This is a genomic window from Patulibacter defluvii (genome assembly GCF_034096925.1).
GTDB lineage: Bacteria > Actinomycetota > Thermoleophilia > Solirubrobacterales > Solirubrobacteraceae > Patulibacter > Patulibacter defluvii.
This window is the reverse complement of sequence record NZ_JAWZSQ010000004.1, coordinates 196,884-218,591: the sequence shown is the minus strand read 5'-3', so window position 1 is coordinate 218,591 and position 21,708 is coordinate 196,884. Positions and strand designations below refer to the sequence as shown.

Genomic DNA, 21,708 nt, shown 5'->3' with positions numbered 1-21,708 from the left:
GGCGGTGGGTCATGGGATGTCGGCCAGGTGCCCGATCACGGCGGCGGCGGCGCGGGCGTCCTCGCCCAGCCGCCGCGGGTCGACGTGCTCGGGCGTGTCGCCGGGCGAGTGGTAGTAGGGGTGGGGCGGAGGCCAGCGCCACAGCCAGCAGGCGTCGATCCCGGCGTCGACGAACGGCGCGTGGTCGGCGTAGGGGAAGGCGGCCGCGTCGACCTGCTCCTCGGCGACCCAGCCGCTGGCGGCGGCCGCGTCGCGGGCGAGCGCGGCGATCCCGGGGCTGGCGACGATCGTGCGGGTGGCGGCCAACGGCGGGCCGAGCGCGTCGAGGTTGACCATCGCCACCGTCCGCGCCGGATCGCAGCGGCGGGCGTGGTGGTTCGACCCCCAGCAGGCCGGCTCCTCGCCGGCGAAGGCGACCAGCTCGATCGTCCGCCGCGGCCGCGCGGGACGGCCGGCCCACCAGCGGGCCAGGCCCAGCAGCGCGGACAGGCCGGTGGCGTTGTCGGAGGCGCCGGGGCTGTCGCGCTGGCTGTCGTAGTGGGCGCCGACGACGATCCGCTCGCGGCCGCGGCCGGGGATCTCGGCGACGACGTTCGCGGTCCGGTCGGCGCCGTAGCGGGCGCCGTGCTCGACCGCGACCGCGGGAGCGGGAGCGCCGTCGGCCAGCCGCTCGATCAGCCGCGCGCCGGCGGCGGCCTCGACGGTCACGCCCGGGAAGGGCAGCACCCGGCCCTCCCACGGCGGCCCGGCGGGCGGCGGGTGGAAGCTGGCCGTGAACGCCCCGACCAGCCCGTCCGGGGCCGACCCGACGTGGACCAGCGCGGCCACGGCGTGCGGCCGCAGGCGGGCGGCGACCGGGAACAGCAGGTCGCTGCGGACGACCGCCACCGCGCCGGCCAGCGGACCGCCGCGGGCGATCTCGGCGGCGATCTCGTGCTCCTCGCCGCCGCCGAGGAAGCGTCCGGGACCGGTGGCGCCGGCGGCGGCGGTGCCCTCCAGCCCGCGGGCCGGCAGCGAGCCGATCCCGACCGCCACGCAGGTCGCGCGCTCGGGGCGGTAGGCCAGGTAGGGCAGCTCGTCGCAGCGGACCCGGGCCGCGCCGGCCTGGCGCAGGTCGTCGAGCAGGATCGCCCGCGCCCGCGCCTCGCCGCCGGTCCCGCAGGCCCGCGGGCCGAGCGCCGCCAATCGCCGGACGTCGGCGATCAGGGCCTCGTCCGCGAGCGGGTCGCTCACAGCGCCTCGGGTGGCAGGTCGGTGGCGATCGGGGCGCCGGCCTCGGCGGCCCGCAGGGCCACCAGGACCGAGAAGTCGCGGTCGCCGTGGCCGCGGTCGCGGGCCTCCTCATAGCTCTCGCGGGCGAGCGCGGCGGCCCGCAGCGGCACCCCCAGCTCGTCGGCGTACTCGGCGATCACGCGCAGGTCCTTGCACATCAGCCGGACCGCGAAGTCGGCCTCGGTGCGGCCGGCCAGGACCGTCCGCGGCATCCACTGCTCGAGGATCCAGCTCGACCCGCTGCCGCCGGCGATCGCGGCCCGGATCCGGTCGAGGTCGCCGCCGGCGCGGGCGGCCAGCGCCAGCCCCTCGGCGATCGCGACCGAGATCACCGAGCCCATCAGGTTGTTGACGAGCTTCGTCAGCTCGCCGTGGCCGAGCGCCCCGACGTGGACCGGGTTCCCGATCGCCGCGAGCGCGGGCCGGCAGGCGGCCACGTCGGCGTCCTCGCCGCCGACCATGATCGCCAGCGTGCCCTCGCGGGCGGCGACCGGCCCGCCGCTGACCGGGGCGTCGACGACCGCCGCGCCGGAGGGCCGCAGCCGCTCCGCCACCAGCGCCGGCGTGGCGACCGCGACCGTGCTGCAGAGCACGACCACGTCGCCCGCCGAGGCGCCCGCCGCCAGCCCGTCGGGGCCGTCGACGCACTCCAGCACGTCGGGCGTGTCGGGCAGCAGCACCAGCACCACGTCGCAGGCGGCGGCCAGCTCGCGCGGGGTCGCCTGGGCCTGGATCGCGCCGGTCAGCGCCGCGACCCGCTCGGGGGAGCGGTCGTGGACGTGGACGACGAACCCGCTGGCCGCCAGCCGCTCGGCGATCGCGCCGCCGAGCGCGCCGACCCCGAGCACCCCGCAGACCGGCGCCGCGCTCACGCCGCCGCCCCGACGCCGTGGAGGCCGGCCGCGAAGGCCGCGCCCCGCTCGCCCTCGTGGACCGCGAACGCGCCGTAGGCGTCGACGTCGAGCACGAAGCCGTCGGGGACGACGATCGTGGTGCTCGGCAGCTCGACGATCGCCGGGCCCTCCAGCCGCGCGCCCGAGGGCAGCACCGCGCCGTCGTAGACCGCGGTCGCGACCAGCGCCCGGGCCGACGACGACCAGACCGGCCGGGTGTCGACCTGGGCCGCCTCGACGCTGCCGGTCGCCGGACCGGCCTCGGTCAGGCCGGGCTTCTCGGTCCGGCCGATCGCGGCCAGGCGGACGGCCAGTAGCTCGACCGGCTGGTCGGGCGAGGCGTGGCCGAAGAGCGCGTCGTGCTCGTCGTGGAAGGCCCGCGCGACGGCCTCGCGGTCGACGGGCAGGTCGACCGCCACGGTCAGCTCGTGCCACTGTCCGACGTAGCGGAGGTCGAGCGCGGCCCGCACCTCGGCGCGGTCGGCCGGCACGCCCTCGCGGGTCAGCGTCTCGCGCCCGGCCCGCTCCATCTCGTCGAGCAGGCCCGCGATCCGGTCCTCGTCGGCGCTCGCCAGCGGCGTCTTGTAGGCCCGCACGTCGTCGTGCTTGAAGTCCGACATCAGCATCCCGGCGGCGCAGAAGATCGACGACTCGCGGGGGACCAGCAGCGCCGGGATCTCCAGCTCGCGGGCGATCGCCGCGGCGTGCAGCGGCCCGGCGCCGCCGGCGACCACCAGCGGGAAGTCGCGCGGGTCGAGCCCACGGCGGACGCTGATGTCGCGGACGCCGGTCGCCATCGTCACGTTGACCAGGTCGTAGACGCCGGCGGCGGCCTCCTCGACCGACAGCCCGAGCCCGGAGGCCAGCGGCGCGAACGCGGCGACGGCGGCCTCGCGGTCGAGCGTCATCCCGCCGTGGCGGAACGACGACTCGCCGAGGAACCCGAGCACCAGGTCGGCGTCGGTGACGGTCGGCGCGGTCCCGCCGCGGCCGTAGCAGGCCGGTCCCGGCTGGGCCCCGGCGCTCTGCGGGCCGACGTGCAGCAGGCCGCCCTCGTCGAGCCACGCGATCGAGCCGCCGCCGGCGCCGATCGTGTGGATGTCGATCGTCGGCAGCGCCAGCCGCCAGCGGTCGACGGTGCCGTCGTTCATCAGCAGCGGCTCGCCGTCCTTGACCAGCGCGGCGTCGAAGCTGGTGCCGCCCATGTCGACGGTGATGCACTCGCGGAGCCCGTGCGGGGCCAGCTGCCAGAGGCCGGCGGTCGGGCCCGAGGCGGGACCGGAGAGCAGCGACAGCGCCGCCCGCTCGCTGATCTCGGCCGGGGTCGCGACGCCGCCGTTGGACTGCATGATCAGCAGCGTGCCGCCGAACCGCAGCTCCTCCAGCCGCCCGGTCAGGGCGTCGAGGTAGCGCGAGATGATCGGCCCGACGTAGGCGTTGAGGACCGTCGTGCTGGTGCGGTCGTAGTAGCGCACCTGGGGCAGCAGGTCGCTCGACGCGGTCACGTAGGCGTCGGGCAGCAGCTCGCGCAGCAGGTCGCGGGTCCGCCGCTCGTGGGTCGGGTCGGCGGGCGAGTGCATGAACGAGATCGCCACCGCCTCGACGCCCTCGTCGCGGAAGCTCGCCGCGGCGGTCCGGACGTCGTCCTCGACCAGCGGCCGCAGCTCCTGACCGGCGTGGTCGGTGCGCTGGCCGACCGGCAGCCGCAGGTAGCGCGGCACCAGCGGCGTCGGCGGCTGGAGACGGTTGTCGTAGGGCTCCTCGCGGGTGCCGTCGCGCAGCGCCAGCACGTCGCGGAAGCCCTCGGTCACCAGCAGCCCGGTGCGGGCGCCGCGGTGGGTCAGGACCGCGTTGGTGGTGACGGTGGTGCCGTGGACGATCAGGTCGAGGCGGGCGACGAACGCCTCCAGGTCCAGGCCGAGCTGCTCGGCGATCTCGCGCAGGCCGGTGACGAAGCCGCGCGAGGGGTCGTCGGGGGTCGAGCTGGTCTTGTGGACCAGCCGGGTGCCCTCGCCCAGCAGCAGGAAGTCGGTGAACGTGCCCCCGACGTCGATCCCGATCCGGTAGCTCATGCGCGCTCCTCCTGCCGCAGGCGGCGGGTCGTCTGCTCGTCGATCGTGCGGCCGTCGTCGGCGATCGCCACGCCGTAGTCGCGGCGGGCGGCCTCGGCGCTCAGGAGGCCGTCGCGGACCTCGGCCAGGACCTGCTCGGCCGGCCGCTTGCGGGCGTCGCCGTAGCCGCCGCCCCCGCCGTTGCGCGAGACGCAGACGGTGCCGGCCGGGATCCCCTCGACGATCTCCTTCGAGCCCCAGGCCTTGGTGCGGCCGTCGGGGTACTCCAGGGTCAGCTCGTTGAGCCCGCCGGGGCCGCCGCCGAAGAGCCCGTGGGGCCGCTCGGCGCCCTCGCTGGCGACGTCGTCGCCGATCGTGGTGCCGGCCTCGTCGACGCCCTGGAAGGTCCAGCTCGAGCGGGTGCCGTAGCCGCCCCGCCACTCGCCGTGACCGGCCGAGTCGGGCAGGTACTCGTAGTAGTGCATCAGGTGCGGCGTCGACAGCTCGAACATCTCCATGTCGGGCGAGCGCATCGAGCCGGGGGTGCCGCTGAAGCCGAGCGCGTCGTAGCCGTCGGCGCCGCGCATCGCGCCCGGTCCGCCGCGCTGGAAGATCGTCAGCGAGACCGAGGGCTCGTCGGTCCGCGGGTCGATCCCGTTCAGTGCCGTGCAGAGGAACTGGTTCCAGCCCGCGGTCACGCGGTCGGGCAGCGCGTCGGCGAGCGCGAGCATGATCGACTCGACCACCTCGTCGCACATCTGGTTGCCGAAGATCGTCGAGGCCGGGAAATTCGGGTCGATCAGCGAGCCCTTGCGGAAGACGGTCCGGATCGGGGCGAAGACGCCGTGGTTGGCCGGGATCGAGAGCCCGCCGGCGGTCACCAGCATCAGGAAGGCGATCCGGATCGCGCCGATCGCCGACGCCGCCGGCATGTTGGTGAAGCCGGGCGCCTGGTCGTCGGTGGCGCTGAAGTCGAAGGTGATGTCGGACCCGGCGACGGTCACCTCGACCGCCACCCGGTAGCGGGCGGTCGGGTCGAGCCCGTCGGACTGCATCCAGCTCTCGCCGCGGTAGACGCCGTCGGGCCAGCGCTCGATCTCGGCCCGGACCTGGCGCTCGGAGGCCTCGATCACGTAGTCCATGTGGGCGTCGAAGCTCTCGGCGCCGTAGCGGTCGAGCAGGTCGACGATCCGCCGGCGGCCGATCGTGCAGGCCCCGATCATCGCCTTGATGTCCTCGGCGACGATCTCGAGCCGGATGTTGGCCCGGACCAGGTCCCAGACGTCGCGCCGCAGCTCGCCGCGGTCGTGCAGCTTCAGCGGCGGGATCCGGAACGCCTCCTGCCAGATCTCGCGCGCCCGCGGGTCGTAGCCGCCGGCGGTCATCCCGCCGATGTCGGCCACGTGGCCCTTGCTGGCGGCCCAGGCGACCAGCTCGTCGTGCCAGAAGATCGGCACGAAGACGCCGACGTCGGCGTTCTGGTTGCCGCCCGAGTAGACGTCGTTGTGGAGGATCACGTCGCCGTCGTGGATCTCGCCGGCGAAGTACTCGATGATCTGCTGCAGCGGCGGCTGGGCGCCGTTGGCGATGATCGAGGCGTACTCGGTCTGGGCCAGCGTGCGGCCGTCGCGATCGAAGACCACGGTCACCAGGTCGCCGACCTCGTTGAAGATCGGCGACCGCGACGAGCGCATCAGCACCGTCGCCATCTCGTGGGAGATCGCCTGGACCCGTCGCTGGAGGACGGAGGCGAGGATCGGATCGGGGGTCGTCATGCGACGCTCCAGAGCTCGCGGGAGAGGGGCGACGCCGCGGTGGTGGCGTCGGGGCCGACGATCAGCGAGTCGGCCATGTAGCCGATCGCGCGGTCCTCGTCGTCGACCACGTAGGGGTGGAGGGCGAGGGTCATGCCCTCGGCGATCGCCATCGCGCCAGTCGCGCGGTCCTCGACCAGGTCGAGGCCGATCCACGGCTCCTCCAGCACGTCCTGGCCGAGCCCGTGGCCGGACCAGTAGGCGCAGCGGGCGCCGTGCTCGGCGACCGCGGCCTCGATCGCGCGCTGGGCGTCGGCCGGGTCGCTGCCGGGTCGCAGCGTAGCCAGGCCGGCGTCCATGCCGGCGACGACGGCGGCGTTCATCCGCTGCTGCAGCTCGCTCGGCGGGCCGATCGTCACCATCCGCGACAGCTCCATCCAGTAGCCGAGCGGGCCGACGATCTCGAACGAGAAGATGTGCAGGTCGCCGGGCTCGAGCCGCCGGTCGACCGCCTGGCCGAAGTGGCCCTCGACGGTGCCGTCGCCGCGGTCGCGGCCGTACATCGTCAGGAACAGCAGGTCCTCGCCGCCCTCGGCCAGCGCGACCCGCGCGACCTCGGCCCCGATCGCCCGCTCGGTGACGCCGGGGCCGGCGACCTCGAGCAGCCGCTCGAAGCAGCGCTCGGCGATCCGGGTCGACTCGACGACGCCGGCCAGCTCCTCCTCGGACTTGATCGCGCGGACCCGCTCGAAGGCGGCGCTCGCGTCGACGATCTCGGCCTCGGGGTGGGCGCGGGCGATCGCCAGGTAGTCCTCGACCTTCATCACCTGGCCGAGCCCGACGACGCCGATCCGGCGCGGGGCGGGGCCGCGGCCCAGCTCCTCCAGCAGCCCGTCGGCGACCCGCCGGGCGTAGCGGACCGCGACGTCGTCGCGGCCGCGCGGGTTCATCGTCAGGTTGACGGGGAGGACCAGCACCGGGTCGCGTCCGGGGGCGACGACGGCGTAGCCGTAGCGGTGCGCCAGGTTGTAGTCGCCGACCCAGCGGAGGGTGCCCTTGTGGCCGCGGTAGTCGTTGGCCGCGAGCACGAGGACGTCGAGGTCGTGGTCGTCCAGGAGCTGGTGCAGCAACCCGACGCGGCGCTGATGCTCGGCGGTGGAGAGGCCTGCCATGCACGCCATCGGACCACAGCCGCCGGGCGATCGTCAACGCAAGATTTTTGATGTTTGACACTATGGCGCGCTGTCGTGCAGAGTATGAGTCAGAGTGCTGTCCGAGCATCCGGTCCTCACCGCACCGCAGCAGCTCCGGGCCCGCTTGGAGGAGCTGGTCCTGGACGGGACGCTCGCCGCCGGCGACGCCCTGCCGCGGGTCGACGTGATCGCCGAGCAGTTCGGGGTCTCGACGCCGACCGCCCAGATCGCCCTCCGCGCGCTCCGCGACGACGGCGCGCTGTCGGTCACCCGCGGGCGCCACGGCGGCTACCGGGTGACCCGCGACGCGATCGCCGTCGCCCGCGAGCAGCACCGGCGGGCGGCCGCCCGCGGCGGCGCCGGCCAGCGGACCGACTACGCGACGCTGCTGGAGCTGCGCCGCTCGCAGGAGGTGCTGACCGCCCGCTTCGCCGCCAACCACCGGACCGCCCGCGAGCTCGACCACCTGGCCGCGGCGCTGCCGGCGGCGGAGGGGCTGCCGGAGAGCGTCGAGGAGGCGTTCGACCTCGACCTCCGCTTCCACCGGCTGCTGGCCGAGTGCACCCACGACGCCTTCCTCGTCCGCGCCACCCGCGAGACGGTCAAGGCGCTGCGCGGGCTCGGTCCCGGCCGCTCCGCGCTCGGCCCGGCCGACGTCGTGGTCGCGCTCGACGGGGTGCTCGACGCCGTCGACCGCCGCGACCCGGCGGCCGCCGCCCACGCGATGCGCCGCCACCTGCGCCGCTCCTCCGACTTCTTCGCCCCCGACCCGGGCGGCCCGCGGTGAGCCGGCGGGTGGCGATCGTCACCGGCGCCGCCCAGGGCACGGGCGAGGCGATCGCCCGCGCGCTGGCCGCCCGCGGCGATCACGTCGTCGTCGCCGACCTGGCCGGCGAGCGGGCGCGGGTCGTGGCCGACGAGATCGGCGGCCGCGCGGCGGTCCTCGACGTCCGCGACTGGGAGGCGGTGCGGGCGCTGGTCGACGCGACCGTCGCCGAGCACGGCGCGCTCGACGTGCTGGTCAACAACGCCGCCCGCTCGGTCGCCCGCTCGTTCTGGGAGATCGAGCGCGCGGAGTGGGACGACGTGCTCGACGTCAACCTCGGCGGCGTGCTCGCCGGCTGCCGGGCCGCGGCGCCGCACATGCGCGACCGCGGCGCCGGCCGGATCGTCAACGTCTCGTCGATCGCCGGCCAGCGCGGCGGCGTCAACGGCGGCGCCCACTACGCGGCCTCGAAGGCCGGGATCATCGTCCTCACGAAGGTCGTGGCCGCCGAGCTGGCGGCCCACGGCGTGACGGTCAACGCGGTCGCGCCGGCCGCGATCACCGGCCCGGTGATGGACGCGATCGATCCCGAGCGGCAGGCGCAGATCGCCGCCTCGATCCCGGTCGGGCGGCTCGGGCGGCCGGAGGAGGTGGCCGCCGCGGTCGCCTACCTGGCGTCCGACGAGGCCGGCTTCGTGACCGGCGCGACCCTCGACCTCAACGGCGGCCTGCTGATGCGCTGAGCGCGCCGCCGCCGCCGCCCGTTCCCCCCGGAGACCCCATGACCGAGTCGACCCCCGATCGCCGCGCCCGCGGCATCGCCATGTACGCCCGCCAGTTCGGCGTCCCCGAGGACCAGGTCCACGACCACATGGCGGGGATGCTCGGCGCGCGGATGGCCGAGGAGGCCCAGCACGCCAGCGGCGGCGCCTGGAGCGGCGACGGGCTGACGATGCGCGAGCGGAGCCTGATCGTGATCTCCAGCCTCGTCACCCAGGGCGGGGTCGAGGGGCGGCTGCGCGGGCACCTGCGGTGGGCGGGCGAGAACGGCCTGACGCCGGAGGACCTGGAGGCGGTGATCGTGCTGCTGGCCGGCTACGTCGGCTACCCGCGCGCGTCGACCGCGATGGAGCTGCTGCGGGCCGAGCTGGGCCCGATCGGCGACCCGCCCGAGGCCGAGCGGTGACGAGCACGCTGGCGATCGTCGACGAGCTGCTGGAGGCCGACGACGCCGACCAGGCGGCGGCCGGCTGCGTGGCGATCCTGCGGCGGCTGCTCGACCGGCCGATGATCGGCGTCTACCTGATCGACGGCGCCAGCGGCGGGCCCCGCCACGCGGCGACCTGGAACGTCAGCGACGCCTTCGCGACCAGCTACGAGCGGGCCGGGCGGGCGATCGACCCGGTGCTCTCGACCGCCCTGCGGCGCCGCGCCACCACCTACAACCTGAGCCTGATGCCGCTGGCCCGCTGGCGGCGGACCGAGGTCTACCGGCGAGCGGCGCACCTCGACCGCTTCGCCCACGTGGTGATCGCCCCGGCGGTCAGCGGCGGACGGGTGACGGCGACGGTCAACGTCGGCGACGACGAGGGCGGGGCGCCCTTCCGCCGCGCCGAGCTGCACGAGGTCACGCGGGTCTCGCAGGCGCTGGCGGTCGTGCTGCGCGAGCACCGCCGGCGGGCGGCGGCGCGGCCGGCCCCGGCGCCGGCGGCGGGCCCGGTCGACCCGCGGCTGCTGGCGGCGGCGGGGCTGACCGCGCGCGAGGCGGAGGTCGCCGCGCTGGTCGCCGGCGACCTGACCGACGCCGAGATCGGCCGCGCGCTGCACGTCAGCCCGCACACCGTCCGCCAGCACCTGAAGAGCGTCTACCGCAAGCTCGAGGTCCGCTCGCGGGTCGGCCTGACCCGCCGCTGGCTGGGCGCCGACGGGCCGCCCAAGATGCCCTGTCCGAGTCATGGATCGGCCCCGGAGGCGGGGCTACGGTCGGCCGAATCGTCCTGACGGAAAGGCAGACCATGGGAACCATCTCGTTCGACTTCGGTGGCGACGCGGTGCTCGTCACCGGCGCCGCCCGCGGCCTCGGCCGCGACATCGCGCTCGGCTTCGCCCGCGCCGGCGCGAAGGTCGCGGTCAACGACCTCGACGGCCGCGACCTCGGCGAGGGGGTGCCGTACGCGACGGCCAGCGGCGACGACCTCGACGAGACGGTCCGGCTGCTGACCGACGCCGGCGCCGCCGACGTCCTGCGGCTGCCCGGCGACATGACCGACGAGACGACCGTGGCCGCGATGGTCGACGCGACCGTCGAGCGCTTCGGCCGGCTCGACGTGCTGGTCAACAACGCCGGCGTGATCTCCGGCGGCCGCTGCTGGGAGCTGACCGAGGCCCAGTGGGACGCAGTCGTCGACGTCGACCTGAAGGCGCCGTTCCTCTGCAGCAAGCACGCCGCGCGCCACATGACCGGCCGCGACGGCGGCGGCCGGATCGTCACGATCTGCTCGACCTCGGGCCTGGTCGGGATCCCCGGCCAGGTCCACTACCAGTCGGCCAAGCACGGGATCGTCGGCCAGGTCAAGACGCTGGCGCTGGAGTTGGCCCCGCACGACGTGACGGTCAACGCGGTCTGCCCGACCGTCGTCAGCTCGCCGATGCTCGACCACCTGATGGAGGTCGGCCAGGCCTACTTCCAGGAGGTCTCGCGGCTCTGCGGCGCCTCGACGATCTTCCCCGGCGTCGACCACATCGAGCCGCCCGACGTGACCGCCGCGGTCCAGTGGCTGGCCTCGGACGCCGCCCGCTACGTGACCGGGATCTCGCTGCCGGTCGACGGGGGCTTCACGTGCAAGTGAGCGAGCGGCCGGTCGCGCTGGTCACCGGCGCCGCCCGCGGGATCGGGCAGGCGACGGTGCGCGCGCTGCGCGACGGCGGCCACGAGGTCGCCGCCGCCGACCGCGACCCGTCGTCGGGCGCGGCCGAGGACGGCGTGCTCCCGCTCGTCTGCGACGTCTCCGACCGGGCCCAGGTCGAGGCCGCCGTCGCCGCGGTGATCGAGCGCTGGGGCCGGCTCGACGTGCTGGTCAACAACGCCGGCGTGATGCACATCGACGACGCCGCGACGCTGGCCGACGACGCCTGGGACCGGGTCGTGGCCGTCAACGCCCGCGGGGCGCTCGCCTGCAGCCAGGCCGCCCACCCGCACCTGCGCGAGCGCGGCGGGGCGATCGTCAACGTCGCCTCGATCTCGTCGCTGCGCGGCCAGCCGGGCCTCGCCGCCTACGCCGCCTCGAAGGGCGCGCTGGCCTCGCTGACCCGCACGCTGGCCGTCGAGTGGGCGCCGGACGGGGTCCGCGTCAACGCCGTCGCGCCCGGCCACGTGCTGACGCCGATGGTCCAGGAGGCGCTCGACGACGGGTCGCTGCCCGAGGCCGACGTCGCCGGCTGGCGGCGGCGGATCCCGCTCGGCGGGCGGCTCGGCGACCCGGCCGAGATCGCCGCGGTCGTCGCCTTCCTCGCCGGGCCGGGAGCGAGCTACCTGACCGGCCAGGTGGTCGTCGTCGACGGCGCGCTGACGATCAACGGGAGCTACGCATGACGATCGACCCCTTCCGCAACCGGGCCACGATCGAGCAGGGACGGGTGGTCGAGACGGCCCGCGTGCCGCTCTGGTGCCACGACACGGGCGGCGACGGCGAGCCGCTGGTGCTGCTGGGCGGCTTCACCGCCGGCCACTTCGTCTTCGACCACGTCCGCGACGGGCTGGCCGGCCGCCGCCTGATCACCTGGGAGCCGCGCGGGCTCGGCGCCTCGGCCCGCCCCGACCCGACCGCCGAGCCGTACTCGGTGGCGCTCTGGGCCGATGACCTGGCGGCGCTGCTCGACGCCCTCGACCTGCCGCGGGTGCAGCTGTGGGCGACCGGCTTCGGCAGCTACATCGCCCACCGCTTCGCGGCCGTCCACCCCGAGCGGGTCGGCGCGCTGTTGACCTACAGCGATGTCTGGGCCGGGGACGAGGCGAAGGCCTACCCGAAGATCTGGGAGGTCTACGGCGCGATCACGCGCAACTTCGGGACCACCGGCTTCGGCGCGCGGGTGCTGGCCAACGTCTTCGACGTCTCCGACCTGCCGTGGTTCGGCGTCTGGGAGGCGCGCAACGTCGAGGAGGTCCTGCACCCCGAGACGGTCGACGCGACGGTCGGCTACTGCCTGACCCGCGCCGACGTCCGCGACGAGCTGTCGGCGATCGCCGCCCCGACCTGCGTGCTGCAGGGCTCGCGGGCGTGGGACGGCAGCCCGCTGCGGCCGCAGGACGACCCCTCGCTGACCCTGATGCGGGAGCGGATCGCGCGCTTCGAGCTGGCGACGATCCCCGACGCCCACCCGGCCTACGTGCTGGCCCAGCGGCCCGCCGAGGCCGCGGCCGCCGCGGTCCGGTTCCTCGACGCCCATCCGCTCACCCGCTGATCCCGACCCCGACCCCGGAGCCGACGTGCCCCCGAACGACCCCTACGCCCACACCGCCAGCATCGCCGTCGACGCGTCGCCGGACGACGCCTTCGCGTTCATGTCCTCCGGCCGGCTCCAGACCCACTGGGCGCTCGGCAGCTGGGACCGCGAGCACGTCGAGGGGGACGTCTACCGCGGCACGTCGCTGTGGGACGGCAGCGACCTGTACGTCCGCGTCAGCGGCCACCCCGAGCTGCGGATGGTCGACTACGCCGTCGGCCCGACGCCGACCGAGCTGCGGCGGGTGGTCGAGGCGCGGGTGGTCGACCGCCACGAGCTCGGCCACGAGGAGGGCGGATCGGTGATCACCCTGACCGTCTGGCGGACCCGCGACGAGCGGCCCGACAGCTGGGCCCGCACGTACCACGCGTTCCAGACCGAGGTCCACCTGATCCGCGGCCGGCTCGACTCGAGCAGCGCGCTGGCCGTCGGTCGCGGCGCGGGGGAGGGCGACCATGGCGCGTGAGGTCGACGCCGTCATCGTCGGCAGCGGCCACAACGGGCTGGTCGCCGCCGCCTACCTGGCCCGCGCCGGCTGGTCGGTCGAGGTCCTGGAGCAGGCCGACCGCGCCGGCGGCGCCGTCGCCACCGAGGAGCTGACCGCGCCCGGCTACCGCCACGACACCTTCTCCAGCTGGCACCCGCTGTTCCAGGGGTCGGCGGCGTGGGCCGAGCTGGGCGACGAGCTGCGGGCCCAGGGGCTCGACTACGTCAACGCCGACGACGCGGTCACCGCCAGCGTGCTGCCCGACGGCAGCGCCGTGGTCGGCCACCGCGACCCGGAGCGGACCGCGGCCGGCTTCGGCGACCGCGACGGCGCGGCCTACCTGGCCGAGCTGGCCGACCTCGGCCAGCACATCGAGTCGATCGGCGGCCTGCTCGGGGTCGAGCTGCACGGCCTCGGCGCGCTGCGCCAGGCGGCCGGGCTGCGGCGGGCGATGGGCGGGCGGGCGTTCACCGCGCTCGGGGCCCGGGTCGCCGCCAGCTCGCGCTCGTGGCTGGAGTCGACCTTCGAGGGCCGGGCGGTCGGCGACCTGCTGGCGCCGTGGGGCCTGCACACCGGCCTGACCCCGGACGACGCCGGCGGCGCGTTCTCGCTGCTGGCGCTGGCCGGCGGCCTCCACGCCGGCGGCCTGCCGGTCGTCCGCGGCGGCTCGGTCGGCTTCGTCGACGCCTTCGTCGGCCTGATCGAGTCGCACGGCGGCAGCGTCCGCACCGGCACCCCGGTCGAGTCGATCGTCGTCCGCGGCGGTCGTGCGGTCGCCGTCCGGGCCGGGGGCGAGGAGATCGCCGCCCGCCGGGCCGTGATCGCCAACGTCACGCCGACCCAGCTCTACGGCGCGCTGCTGCCGACCGGCAGCGCCCCGCCGCAGGCGACCGCCGAGGCGGCCTGCTTCCGCTACGGCCGCCGGGCGGGGACCCAGATCCACCTGGCGCTCGACGCCCCGCCCCGCTGGCGCGGCGACGCCCGGCTGGCCGAGGCGCCGCTGATCCACCTGACGTCGGGGGTCGACGGGGTCACCCGCGCCTGCACCGACGCGGCGCTGGGGCTGCTGCCGGCCGAGCCGACGATCGTCTGCGGCCAGCCGACGGTGATCGACCCGAGCCGCGCGCCCGAGGGCGGCGCGATCATCTGGATCCAGCTGCAGGAGGTGCCCTACCGGCCGACCGGCGACGCCGCCGGCACGATCGACGTCGGCGACGGCCGCTGGACGCCGGAGCTGGAGGCGGCCTACGCCGACCGGATCGTCGAGCGGCTGGGCGCGCACATCGAGGGCCTGGAGCAGTCGATCGTCGGTCGCGCGATCCTCAGCCCGCGCGAGCTGGAGCGGCGCAACCCGAACCTGGTCCGCGGCGACATCTACGCCGGCGCGACCGACCTCGACCAGTCGTACCTGTGGCGGCCGCTGCCGAGCTTCGGCTCGCACGCGACGCCGGTCGGCGGCCTCTACCAGTGCGGCGCGAGCACCTACCCGGGGCCGGGCCTGAACGCGGCCTCGGGCCGGATCGTGGCCCAGGCGCTGCTGGCGCCGAGCCCGCGCGAGCGGCTGCGGGCGCGGCTGCGGCGCCCCCTCAGCTCGCGTGGCGGTTGACCCCCGGCGTCCGGGGGCCAACCGCCACGCGAGCCGGGAACCCGGCGCCGGCGCTCAGTGCGCCGGCGCCTTCGGCAGCTTGGCCTCGAGCTCGCGGCCGTGCTCGTCGGCCAGCGCGGCGGCGCGCAGCTCGGCCAGCCGCTCGGCGGCGCCGGCCTGGCCGGTCAGCTCGGCGGCGGCCTCCATCAGCTTCGCGAAGCTCTCGCTGCCGTGCTCGTAGGTGGCGCCGTAGCCCTTCAGGACGCCCTGGCACTCGACGATCTCGCGCGCCAGCTCGGGGTCGAGCGGGGCGGCGCCGAGGGCCAGGTCCATCCAGCGGTCGATCGCCTGCTGCTCGCGCTCGAAGCGCAGCGTCCGCGGGCGCAGCGGCCGCATCCGGGCCAGCAGCGACAGCTGGGTGTAGCCGAGCACCGAGGTGGTGTTGAGGATCATCCCCTGGCGGGTCACCGCCTGGACGATCCGGCGCACGATCCGCGACTTGCGGACCCGCTTGGCCAGCCCCGACGGCATCGAGTCGGTCAGCTCGTCGAACTGCGGGTGCAGGTACTCGTGGACCTGCAGCAGCTGGTCGGGCTTGGCCTTGGCCTCCTTGCGGATCCGGTCCATCCGCGCCCGCCGGGTCTTCTGCTGGGCGACCTGGATGATGTCCTGGAAGCACATCCAGAGCGCCACGTGACGGGCCGCCTCGCGGGTCAGCCGCGCGTCGCCGTCGCGCTCCGGATCGGCGGCGGCGAACCGCCCGACCCGCTCCAGGTAGCGCTCGGCGTAGGACGCGTCCTGGTAGACCGCAGTCCGGACCAGGCCGTGGAGGACCATCGAGCGCGACGCCTCGGGCAGCTCGCGGACCCGCTCGGCCAGCGGCCGCAGGCCGGGACCGACCAGCGACGCGGGATCGTCGGCGGCGATCCGCCGCCGCTCCTCCTCGCGGTGCTGCTTGCGGGCCTCGAGCGCGCGCGACGGCCGCGCGGGACCGGCGTCGGCCGTCGTCCCGCTGCCGCTGGCCCAGCCGCTCATCGGCAGCTCGACCGGCGCGGCGGCGGGGGCGGGCGGTGGCGCGGTCGCCTCGTCGTAGCCGGCGGCGAACGCGGCCAGCGACGACTCGACGCCCTTGCCGAAGGCCCGGATCGGGGCCTCGAACGCCTCGCGGCTGAAGGGCAGCGCGCCCGAGCCGGCGACGGCGCCGAAGAGCGAGGCGCTGATCACGCTGCCGGCGTCCTCGGCCATCTGCATGAAGTCGGCGGCCACCAGCCGCTTCGAGCCGCGCGCGGCGGCGGCCAGCAGCTCGGCGTCGTCGACGCGGCCGTCGCCCATCGCCATCTTCTCGTCGATCGAGTAGACGCGGCTGGTCGACGTGATCAGCGTCGTGCGGTCGGCGGTCGAGAAGCCGCGCTGGATCGCGCGGCCGCTCTCCATCAGCTCCGAGGCGACGACCACGTCGACCTCGCCCGGGGTCGGGAAGATGCTCATCACCGGCTCGGGGCGGACGCCGCCGGTGGCGTCCCCACCCGCGGCGGGCGGGAACATCTCGACGTAGTAGACGGTCGCGCCGGTCCGCTGGGCGACGCCGGCGACCGAGGTGTTCTGCGCGTACCAGCCGTTGCCCTCGGCGACCGACACGATCCAGTCCGCCAGCACGCCGCCGCCCTCGCCGCCGAGGGCGAGGATCGCCAGCGTCAGCGGACGCCGTCCCTCCGACCAGCTCGACATCAGGCGGCCAGCTCGTAGCGGGCGGCGCGGCGCTCGAGGCCGCGGGACATCGCCCGCATCCACCACGAGCGGACCCGCACCAGCGCCTTGTCGCGCGGGGTCGGGTTGTGGACCACGTCGGTCCGGTAGAACGAGGGGCAGAGGACGGCGGCGTGGGCGTTGTTGCCGCAGACGCCGCAGCCGACGCAGCTGTCGAGCACCTTCGCCACCGGGTCGGTCCGCATCGGGTCGGGGTTCGACGCGATCGAGAGCGAGGGGCAGCCGGAGATCCGGATGCAGGCGTGGTCGCCGGTGCAGGTCTCGGCGTCGACGCCGAACCGCTCGCGGACCACCCGCTTGCCCTCCTTCAGCGCCTTGCGCATCTCGGGCTTCACGCGCCGCTGGCGGTTCAGCTGGCACTCGCTCTGCATCACGAGCACCTTCGGGCCGGCGTCCTTGGCCTCGAACGCCTCGACGAAGGTGTCGCGGACTTCGGTCACGTCGAACGTGTTGTCGATCGTCTTCGCCCACTCGACGCCGATCCCGCGGACCGCCTTCTCGATCGGGTGCTGGGTCGAGCGCAACGGCGTGTCGGCGTGCGACGAGAGCACGTCCTGGCCGCCGGTCGCGGCGCTGTAGTCGTTGTCGACGACCACCAGCACCTGGTCGTTCTTGTTGAAGACCGCGTTGCCGACGCCGCTGGTGAGGCCGTTGTGCCAGAACCCGCCGTCGCCCATGATCGCGACCGTCGAGCGGTCGGCGCCGGCGGCGTTGAGGGCCGAGGCGCCGGCCGAGCCGAGCCCGTAGCCCATCGTCGTCGCGCCGAGGTCGAAGGGCGCGTTGATCGCGAACAGGTGGCAGCCGATGTCGGCGCTGACGTGGTGCTGGCCGGTCTCGCGCTCGGCCAGCTTCATGCCGCTGAAGATCGGCCGCTCGGGGCAGCCGGTGCAGAGACCGGGGGGCCGGGGGAGGACGGCGGCCGGATCGACCGGGGCCGCGAACGGGCTGGCCGGGTCGTCGCGGTCGCGCAGCAGCGACGGCTCGTGGACGATCAGGTCGGGCCGGTACTGCTTCAGGAAGCCGGCGATGCCCTTGGTCATGGCGGCCGAGGTGTACTCGCCGGCGACCGGCAGCAGGTCCTTGCCGTGGAGCGCCGTGTCGACGCCGGCCCGGCGCAGGATCGCGTTGAGGTTCTGCTCGAGGTAGTCCGGCTGGCCCTCCTCCAGCAGCAGCACCGCGCGCTTGCCGGAGCAGAACTCGATGATCTCGTCGTCGACCACCGGGTACGTCACGTTCATGACGTAGAGCGGGACCTCGGTGTTGCCGAACGGGTCGGAGCAGCCGAGCAGCTCCATCGAGCGGTTGAGGGTGTTGTAGAGCCCGCCCTGGGTGATGATCCCGATGTCGGCCGCGCCGTCGTTGATCACCTCGTTCAGGCCCCGCTCCTTGATGAAGCGGATCGCGGCCGGCCAGCGGTCGTTGATCTTCTCCTGCTCGTGCAGGAAGCTCGCCGGCGGCAGCACCACGCGGCTGACGTCGCGGGTCGGGTGCTCGATCGCGTCCTTGACCGTCATCGGCGGACGCTGGTTGTCCTTGGCGGTGAACGAGCCGTGCAGGTGGCAGGAGCGCAGCCGCAGGTCGAGCATCACCGGGGTGTTGCTGGCCTCCGACAGCTCGAAGCCGGCCTCGACCGCGTCGACGATCGCCGAGATGTTCGGCCGCGGGTCGAGCAGCCACATCTGGGACTTCATCGCGAACGCGTGCGAGCGCTCCTGCATGATGCTGGAGCCCTCGCCGTAGTCCTCGCCGAGGATCACCAGCGCGCCGCCCTTGACGCCGCCGCTGGCCAGGTTGGCCAGGGCGTCGGAGGCGACGTTCAGGCCGACCGTCGACTTGAAGGTGACGGCGCCGCGCAGCGGGTAGTGGACCGAGGCCGCGAGCATCGCGGCGGCGGTCGCCTCGGAGGCGCTGTTCTCGAAGTAGACGCCCAGCTCGTCGAGGATCTCGCGCGCGTCGCCGAGCACGTCCATCAGGTGGGAGATCGGGGCGCCCTGGTACCCGCCGACGTACGCGACGCCGGACTGGAGCAGGGCCTTGGTCACCGCCAGGATGCCCTCGACGTGCAGCTCGGTGCCGGCGCCGTGGCGCAACTGCTGGACCTCGGCGGTGAAGGATCGCTCGGCCATCTCCTCTTCGTTCCCTCGTGCTCTGGGACCTCGGCCCGGATGGCACTTGCTGCGCCAACGCGGACCCGAACGCTCTCTCGGCCCGGGCACGACGGCGGTCGGCACGGGCCTTGGTCCAAGGGTAGCGATGCCGCCCTTCTTTGTCTACACGGGAGCGCGCTCCTATGTCTAGCGAAGCCCTCCGGTCAGCGGTCGAGCAGCAGCTGCTCGCGCTGGGCGACGCTGCGGAAGTGCTCGTCGGCGGCGTCGGCGAGACCGCCGTAGAGCGCGTCGAAGAGCGCCACCGCCCGCTCGCGCAGCTCCCGCAGCTCGTCGATCTCGCGCGGGAGCTCGGGGTCGAGCGCGGGGAAGATCCGGAACCGGTGGAGCATCACCGTGCGGGTATGGAACGCCTCGCGCGGGTCGAGGGCGGCCTGCTGGGCCGCGGTCTCGTAGGGTCCGTAGGCGTCGGCGAAGGCCCGGTACTGCTCGGCCACGGCCGCCAGGTCCCAGGCCTGGGCGACGAGCGTCGCGGGGGCGAGGTCGCGCGAGAGCCGGCCGACGAAGACCGAGGCGAAGGCGTCGATCCGCAGCGCCCGCAGCAGCGCGGTCGCCTCCGGCTCGCGGTCGCGGGCGGCGACCCAGGTGCTGTCCTGGACCGAGCCGAAGCCGAGGAACCGCAGCCGCGACGCCAGCCGCGAGCGCGCCACCCGCTCGCTCTCCGGCATCGCGTGCCAGACGATCGTCCAGGCCTCGCTGGCCGGGGTCGTGCGGCCGAAGCTGAAGATCCGCCGGTCGCCGTCGCTCAGCAGCTCCTCGGCGCGGGTGGTCAGCGCGTAGAAGGCCAGCCGGCCCTGCTTGTGGCGGGCCAGCAGCCCGCGCGTGACCAGCCGCGCCAGCGCCGCCCGCGCCGCCTCGGTCGAGAAGCCCAGCTCGGTCAGCAGCTCGACCGCGCCGCCCGACCAGACGGTCGCCCGCGGATCGCGCAGGTGCGCGCCGAGGATGGTGAGGATCAGGTCCTGGGGCTGGAGCGGCAGTGGCGTCATCGCGATTCGTCCCGCGCGCAGACTAGAGCCACGGACGGCTGGATCGGCGATCGGCCGAACCATCTGCTATGCAGCCCGCTGCGATGTCGTCTCTCGTGGCGGTCCTCCTCGAACGAGGGAGTCGCCGATCCCTCCCTCCGAGGGCTTGCCGGCCGGTCGGCGCGGCGGCCACGCTGCGACCCGTGCCTGCCACGAGAGGAGCGACGATGACCGACGCCGACCGCCGGATCGCGTACCGCCGCTGCGTCGGCGCGTTCGCCACCGGGGTGACCGTGGTCACCGCGCGGGCCGACGACGAGCGGGCGGGGATGACCCTCAACGCCTTCACGTCGGTCTCGCTCGACCCGCTGCTGGTCTGCGTCTGCCTGGCCCACGGCACTCGCACGCTCGACGTCGTGCGGCGGGCCGGGAGCTTCGCCGTCAGCGTCCTGGAGGCCAGCCAGCAGGACGTGGCGCTGGCCTTCGCCCGTCCCGGCTCGCCGTTCCCCGGCGAGCACGTCGAGGAGGCCGGCGGGCAGCTGCCGGTGGCCGGCGCGCTGGCGGTCCTGCGCTGCGAGCTGGAGCAGCTGGTGGCCGCCGGCGACCACGACGTCGCGATCGGCCGCGTGGTCGACTTCGAGAGCCGCGACGGCGCTCCGCTGGTCTTCCACCAGGGCGCCTTCGCCGCAGTCCGCGGCTAGCGCGCGCCTACGGCGTCCGCTTGGGGGTGGAACGTCGACACGGCAGCGGTCTAGACTGCGGCATGGCAAGCCACGAGGCCGTGCTCGGACTGGTCGAGCTGACGCAGGAGCTCGCGTCGGCGACGTCGGTCGCCGACCTCGAACGGGTCTACCTGGAGCGGCCGGCGGCGGTCGCCGCGCTGCCGATGCGGGGGGTCTACCTCTTCGACCCGCGGACCCGGGCCGTCGAGCGCTACGCCGCGACCAACGTCAGCGACGTCTTCCTGGCCCGCTACGAGCGGGTCGGCCGCGACGAGGACCCGAACATCGCCTGGCTGACCCAGCAGCGGCGGGTCGCCTACAGCCTCGACGGCCGCTCGCCCGGCGACTGGATGGCCTCGCGCGTCTACCGCGAGGTCTTCTCGATCCACCACATGGTCCACGCGGTCCAGGCGCCGGTGGTGGTCGACGGCGAGCTGGTCGGCACGCTCGCCTTCGGCAGCGCCGAGTCGCGGCCGACCCTGACCGGGGCCGAGCTGCAGCTGATCGAGTACACCGCCAGCGCCTTCAGCCTGGCCCTGGCCGGGGTCCGCCGCGACGAACGGCTGAGCCACCGCCACGACCAGGCGCTGGCCGCACTCGAGCTGACCGCCACGGCGATCGTGCTGATCGACGATCCCGGCGACGAGGTCCGCTGCAACCCGGCGGCCGAGCGGCTGCTCGACCGGACCGTCGAGGGCCGCGACCTGGTCTACGCCCTGACCGCCCGCACCAGCCCCGGCGAGCGGGCGTTCGTGCGCGAGGTCCCGGTCCGCTGGCGCGACGGCGGCGAGGGCACGATCCGCGCCAGCTCGCGGACCAGCGAGCGCGAGGGCGGGGGGACGGTCACCGTGCTCTCCTCCGCCGGCGCCGCGCCGCGGCTGACGGCCCCGACCTGGGCGGCGCTGACCGTCCGCGAGCGGCAGGTGGCGCAGCTCGTCGCCACCGGCCGGACCGACGCCGAGATCGCCGGCGAGCTGTCGCTGAGCGTCTACACGGTCAAGCAGTACCTGAAGGCGATCTACCGAAAGGTCGGGGTCCGCTCGCGGGTCGAGCTGACCCGGATGGTGCTGACCGACGGGCACCCCGCCGGCCCCTGACCCCTCGTTCGAGGGAGAGCCAAGAGACCTCGTGCGAGGGCTTGTCCGGGCGTTCTCCGCCGGACGAAGCTCCGCCGCATGACCAAGAGCATCGACGTCGTCCGCGAGATCTACGCCGCGTTCGAGGGCGGCGACATGGAGCGGGTCTTCGGCCTGCTCGACGAGGACATCGCGTGGATCGAGCCGGCCGGCTACTGGGTCTCGCCCGGTGGCGTGCGCGGGTTGGCGGAGGTCGAGCGGACGCTGGCCGCCTATCCCGAGCGCTGGACCGAGAACGTGCTCGAGCCGGAGACCTTCCTCGAGGCCGGCGACCACGTCGTGGTGCTCGGCGGCCAGCACGGGACCGCGCGCGAGACCGGCCGCTCGTACCGCGGGCGGTTCGCCAACGTCTGGCTGGTCCGCGACGGCAAGGCGGTCTCGTTCGAGGCGTTCTCCGACACCGCCTTGATGTGGAAGGCCCTCGGCGGCATGCCCGCGGCCTGAGCGAC

20 protein-coding genes are annotated in these 21,708 nt (G+C 74.9%); 12 read left to right on the top strand and 8 right to left on the bottom strand.

The genetic code is table 11. From position 1 onward, the window contains the following. Positions 1–9: 9 nt before the first annotated feature. Genes SH587_RS06610 through SH587_RS06590 form a run of 5 tightly spaced genes read right to left on the bottom strand, consistent with a single transcriptional unit; the run spans position 10 to position 7,142 of the window. Complete coding sequence (locus tag SH587_RS06610; RefSeq protein ID WP_320669789.1) at positions 10–1,233, bottom strand: M28 family metallopeptidase; 1,224 nt, start codon at positions 1,231–1,233, stop codon at positions 10–12. After that, positions 1,230–2,144: an NAD(P)-dependent oxidoreductase gene (locus SH587_RS06605; RefSeq protein WP_320669788.1), complete on the bottom strand. Its 915-nt coding sequence runs from the start codon at positions 2,142–2,144 to the stop codon at positions 1,230–1,232. Before SH587_RS06605 ends, SH587_RS06610 begins: the two co-directional genes overlap by 4 nt. Then, the gene (locus SH587_RS06600) at positions 2,141–4,237 is read right to left on the bottom strand and encodes a hydantoinase/oxoprolinase family protein (protein ID WP_320669787.1); all 2,097 of its coding nucleotides are present in this window, start codon (positions 4,235–4,237) and stop codon (positions 2,141–2,143) included. The genes SH587_RS06605 and SH587_RS06600 overlap by 4 nt, the downstream gene beginning before the upstream one ends. After that, positions 4,234–5,991: a hydantoinase B/oxoprolinase family protein gene (locus tag SH587_RS06595; protein WP_320669786.1), complete on the bottom strand. Its 1,758-nt coding sequence runs from the start codon at positions 5,989–5,991 to the stop codon at positions 4,234–4,236. Before SH587_RS06595 ends, SH587_RS06600 begins: the two co-directional genes overlap by 4 nt. Then, entirely contained in the window at positions 5,988–7,142 is a 1,155-nt protein-coding gene (locus SH587_RS06590; protein ID WP_320669785.1) for a M24 family metallopeptidase, read from the bottom strand. Before SH587_RS06590 ends, SH587_RS06595 begins: the two co-directional genes overlap by 4 nt. Before the next feature lie 94 nt (positions 7,143–7,236). Between SH587_RS06590 and SH587_RS06585 the strand changes: the two genes are divergently transcribed. Genes SH587_RS06585 through SH587_RS06545 form a run of 9 tightly spaced genes read left to right on the top strand, consistent with a single transcriptional unit; the run spans position 7,237 to position 14,525 of the window. Beyond that, positions 7,237–7,950 (top strand): FadR/GntR family transcriptional regulator, encoded by a 714-nt coding sequence (locus SH587_RS06585; RefSeq protein WP_320669784.1) that lies wholly within the window; start codon positions 7,237–7,239, stop codon positions 7,948–7,950. An 8-nt stretch (positions 7,951–7,958) separates the two neighbouring features. Then, complete coding sequence (locus tag SH587_RS06580) at positions 7,959–8,672, top strand: SDR family NAD(P)-dependent oxidoreductase (protein WP_320669783.1); 714 nt, start codon at positions 7,959–7,961, stop codon at positions 8,670–8,672. 38 nt (positions 8,673–8,710) lie between these two features. Continuing rightward, positions 8,711–9,115, top strand: coding sequence for a carboxymuconolactone decarboxylase family protein (locus SH587_RS06575; RefSeq protein ID WP_320669782.1), 405 nt, complete (start codon positions 8,711–8,713; stop codon positions 9,113–9,115). After that, positions 9,112–9,930, top strand: coding sequence for a helix-turn-helix transcriptional regulator (locus SH587_RS06570; RefSeq protein WP_320669781.1), 819 nt, complete (start codon positions 9,112–9,114; stop codon positions 9,928–9,930). Before SH587_RS06575 ends, SH587_RS06570 begins: the two co-directional genes overlap by 4 nt. A 14-nt stretch (positions 9,931–9,944) precedes the next feature. Continuing rightward, positions 9,945–10,778, top strand: a complete 834-nt coding sequence (locus SH587_RS06565) for an SDR family NAD(P)-dependent oxidoreductase (protein ID WP_320669780.1) — start codon at positions 9,945–9,947, stop codon at positions 10,776–10,778. After that, on the top strand, positions 10,769–11,521 hold the full coding sequence (locus SH587_RS06560; protein ID WP_320669779.1) for an SDR family NAD(P)-dependent oxidoreductase: 753 nt from the start codon (positions 10,769–10,771) through the stop codon (positions 11,519–11,521). Before SH587_RS06565 ends, SH587_RS06560 begins: the two co-directional genes overlap by 10 nt. After that, positions 11,518–12,390 (top strand): alpha/beta fold hydrolase, encoded by an 873-nt coding sequence (locus SH587_RS06555; RefSeq protein WP_320669778.1) that lies wholly within the window; start codon positions 11,518–11,520, stop codon positions 12,388–12,390. Before SH587_RS06560 ends, SH587_RS06555 begins: the two co-directional genes overlap by 4 nt. A 25-nt stretch (positions 12,391–12,415) precedes the next feature. Continuing rightward, on the top strand, positions 12,416–12,898 hold the full coding sequence (locus SH587_RS06550; protein WP_320669777.1) for a hypothetical protein: 483 nt from the start codon (positions 12,416–12,418) through the stop codon (positions 12,896–12,898). Then, positions 12,888–14,525 carry a phytoene desaturase family protein gene (locus SH587_RS06545; RefSeq protein WP_320669776.1) on the top strand — a complete coding sequence of 546 codons (1,638 nt, stop codon included), beginning with the start codon at positions 12,888–12,890 and terminating at the stop codon, positions 14,523–14,525. Before SH587_RS06550 ends, SH587_RS06545 begins: the two co-directional genes overlap by 11 nt. 54 nt (positions 14,526–14,579) lie before the next feature. Here SH587_RS06545 and SH587_RS06540 read toward each other — a convergent pair whose 3' ends face one another. The 3 genes from SH587_RS06540 to SH587_RS06530 form a co-directional block, all read right to left on the bottom strand. After that, a complete protein-coding gene (locus tag SH587_RS06540) occupies positions 14,580–16,232 on the bottom strand; it encodes an indolepyruvate oxidoreductase subunit beta family protein (protein WP_320669775.1) in 1,653 nt (550 codons plus the stop codon). Next, positions 16,232–18,397: a thiamine pyrophosphate-dependent enzyme gene (locus SH587_RS06535; RefSeq protein WP_320669774.1), complete on the bottom strand. Its 2,166-nt coding sequence runs from the start codon at positions 18,395–18,397 to the stop codon at positions 16,232–16,234. Before SH587_RS06535 ends, SH587_RS06540 begins: the two co-directional genes overlap by 1 nt. Before the next feature lie 185 nt (positions 18,398–18,582). Beyond that, positions 18,583–19,422, bottom strand: a complete 840-nt coding sequence (locus tag SH587_RS06530) for a PaaX family transcriptional regulator (RefSeq protein WP_320669773.1) — start codon at positions 19,420–19,422, stop codon at positions 18,583–18,585. 206 nt (positions 19,423–19,628) lie between these two features. Here SH587_RS06530 and SH587_RS06525 point away from each other — a divergent pair, with 206 nt between their 5' ends. The 3 genes from SH587_RS06525 to SH587_RS06515 all read left to right on the top strand — a co-directional run bounded on the left by SH587_RS06525 (position 19,629) and on the right by SH587_RS06515 (position 21,703). Continuing rightward, entirely contained in the window at positions 19,629–20,102 is a 474-nt protein-coding gene (locus SH587_RS06525) for a flavin reductase family protein (protein WP_320669772.1), read from the top strand. Positions 20,103–20,164: 62 nt separating this feature from the next. Further along, a complete protein-coding gene (locus SH587_RS06520; protein WP_320669771.1) occupies positions 20,165–21,220 on the top strand; it encodes a helix-turn-helix transcriptional regulator in 1,056 nt (351 codons plus the stop codon). 78 nt (positions 21,221–21,298) lie between these two features. Next, entirely contained in the window at positions 21,299–21,703 is a 405-nt protein-coding gene (locus SH587_RS06515) for a nuclear transport factor 2 family protein (RefSeq protein WP_320669770.1), read from the top strand. Positions 21,704–21,708 lie beyond the last annotated feature (5 nt).

Coding starts and splice junctions, on each gene's coding strand:
- SH587_RS06600 (WP_320669787.1), bottom strand. CDS start 4,237: ATGAGCTACCGGATCGGGATCGACGTCGGGGGCACGTTCACCGACTTC.
- SH587_RS06595 (WP_320669786.1), bottom strand. CDS start 5,991: ATGACGACCCCCGATCCGATCCTCGCCTCCGTCCTCCAGCGACGGGTC.
- SH587_RS06590 (WP_320669785.1), bottom strand. CDS start 7,142: ATGGCAGGCCTCTCCACCGCCGAGCATCAGCGCCGCGTCGGGTTGCTG.
- SH587_RS06575 (WP_320669782.1), top strand. CDS start 8,711: ATGACCGAGTCGACCCCCGATCGCCGCGCCCGCGGCATCGCCATGTAC.
- SH587_RS06565 (WP_320669780.1), top strand. CDS start 9,945: ATGGGAACCATCTCGTTCGACTTCGGTGGCGACGCGGTGCTCGTCACC.
- SH587_RS06555 (WP_320669778.1), top strand. CDS start 11,518: ATGACGATCGACCCCTTCCGCAACCGGGCCACGATCGAGCAGGGACGG.
- SH587_RS06545 (WP_320669776.1), top strand. CDS start 12,888: ATGGCGCGTGAGGTCGACGCCGTCATCGTCGGCAGCGGCCACAACGGG.
- SH587_RS06540 (WP_320669775.1), bottom strand. CDS start 16,232: ATGTCGAGCTGGTCGGAGGGACGGCGTCCGCTGACGCTGGCGATCCTC.
- SH587_RS06535 (WP_320669774.1), bottom strand. CDS start 18,397: ATGGCCGAGCGATCCTTCACCGCCGAGGTCCAGCAGTTGCGCCACGGC.
- SH587_RS06530 (WP_320669773.1), bottom strand. CDS start 19,422: ATGACGCCACTGCCGCTCCAGCCCCAGGACCTGATCCTCACCATCCTC.
- SH587_RS06525 (WP_320669772.1), top strand. CDS start 19,629: ATGACCGACGCCGACCGCCGGATCGCGTACCGCCGCTGCGTCGGCGCG.
- SH587_RS06520 (WP_320669771.1), top strand. CDS start 20,165: ATGGCAAGCCACGAGGCCGTGCTCGGACTGGTCGAGCTGACGCAGGAG.
- SH587_RS06515 (WP_320669770.1), top strand. CDS start 21,299: ATGACCAAGAGCATCGACGTCGTCCGCGAGATCTACGCCGCGTTCGAG.